2 protein-coding genes are annotated in these 1631 nt (G+C 41.4%); both read right to left on the minus strand.

Annotated elements, in window-relative coordinates:
• Positions 1–433 precede the first annotated feature (433 nt).
• On the minus strand, positions 434–859 hold the full coding sequence (locus tag ACTQ50_RS19525; RefSeq protein ID WP_441485545.1) for a type IV pilin protein: 426 nt from the start codon (positions 857–859) through the stop codon (positions 434–436).
• Between the two features lie 57 nt (positions 860–916).
• Positions 917–1369, minus strand: a complete 453-nt coding sequence (locus tag ACTQ50_RS19530; protein ID WP_295309206.1) for a hypothetical protein — start codon at positions 1367–1369, stop codon at positions 917–919.
• Between the last annotated feature and the right edge of the window lie 262 nt (positions 1370–1631).

Here is a 1631-nt window from a genome sequence, read left to right on the forward strand (position 1 = left end):
TCTGAAGAACTGCCGGATCACTGTCGAAAAACTAAATCAAGGTAAAGCTCCATGCCAGCCTTTGGGCTGGCATATCTTTTTGGGGAGGACCAGTTATTTACCATATACGTTTGACAAGACAAAAAATGCCCTCGGCAAACGAAATAAATAACGTCATCAGATTTTGGAAATTCTCTCCCAATTTGGCTTTTTGATACAGTGTCAGCAACTCAGAAATTTCTCCCAGAGACGAGAAGAAGCCGTCACACCAACGTTTGATTCGTCGATGTGACGGCCTCTCGATTTTCATTCATGAATGATTTTTAATCAACTACCTTGCCTTCCCGGGTGCTTGGTGGTTGGGATATGTTGTGAGAACTGGGACGGAGAACCGTCCCCTTGTCCTTCGAGTTAAGTTTTGAGAATCAGGACAGAGAACCGTCCCCTGTCCTTCTTATTCATATTTTATTGTGCAAGCACCAGTTGCTTCTGTAACAGTTATTGTACATTTCCCGCTTGCAGTAACAGAACCAGTTGCAGTAACACCAGCAACAGAGCTAAGTGCATTAGCAGTTTTCCAACCACCTTCTTTTTGGTTCATGGTTACTTCTGCTGTATATACATATGCATTCTGTGATCCAGTTCTAGAAAAAGTGGTATTAGTTGTATTTGCAGGTGCATCATCTTCTGATAAAGCAGCTGCGGAAATCTGGGCATAAGCAGCTCTCACATTTGCAAGGTCTGTAGCTTCTCTAGATTTCTCCAACTGACTAGTAAAAATCGGAATGCTAATAGCCACCAACACCGCGATAATAGCTACAACAATAAGCAGCTCAGCCAATGTAAAACCTTTTTTGTTCTTTTTCGCTTTCTTAAACATTTTAAAGCCTCCTATTAATTATTTTTCATTTTTAAGATCTCGAAGCGTCTCGGGATTTCAGTTGTCGGGGACGGCGATTTTGATGATTCCTTTGTCACCGTCGAGCTGAAATTTCAAGTAGCCGCCTACAGAATCGATCAGGTCACGCATCTTGATGATTCCCTTATCGAATTCCCGGATCATGCGGTCCTCACAGGAATACTGAATCTTAATCAGTGTCTGCTCCTGCATGTCCCGGCAACGGATTCTGATGTAGCGTCCCCGTGGGGGTGTGGTCTCAATACAATTTGACTTCGCTGTATCAAGGGCCATGCTAACTATCTGGCAAAGTCGATTACCTGATCGATTTTCCTTAAGCTCCTGAACCTCGGCAGATGTCCAGATATCGTCTGCTTCTGCTTCTGCTGTAAATCTGTTTAACACTTCATTCATCTCAGGATAAGATGTAAAAAAGCATTTGTTCTGTCTCTGATTCATTCCATCGATGGCATCTAACTTTTGCACTGCCACTATCCGTCTCGCTCCTTTCTCTTAGGATGTGTTTATTATATCAGTAATTTTCTAATTTGTATACATAATGTCGATTATAGCAACATTTTTGTCGAAATTGGTTTTTCCATGTCATTTTTGACACAATTTCTGTAGCTTTTGACATTTTATACGTAAATGGTGAATAACCAGTCAACTTCCTTGCGTCTCCAAAAGATGAGATAATGGTGTGAAAAGTGTAAAAAGTGTGTTTCACACTTTTCACGAAAAACACCACAGGAGG

Source organism: Blautia sp. Sow4_E7 (assembly GCF_052116245.1).
Taxonomy (GTDB): domain Bacteria; phylum Bacillota; class Clostridia; order Lachnospirales; family Lachnospiraceae; genus Blautia_A.

Bases quoted from the DNA above. Each gene is read 5' to 3' on its own strand.
- ACTQ50_RS19525 (WP_441485545.1), bottom strand. From the start codon at position 859: ATGTTTAAGAAAGCGAAAAAGAACAAAAAAGGTTTTACATTGGCTGAG.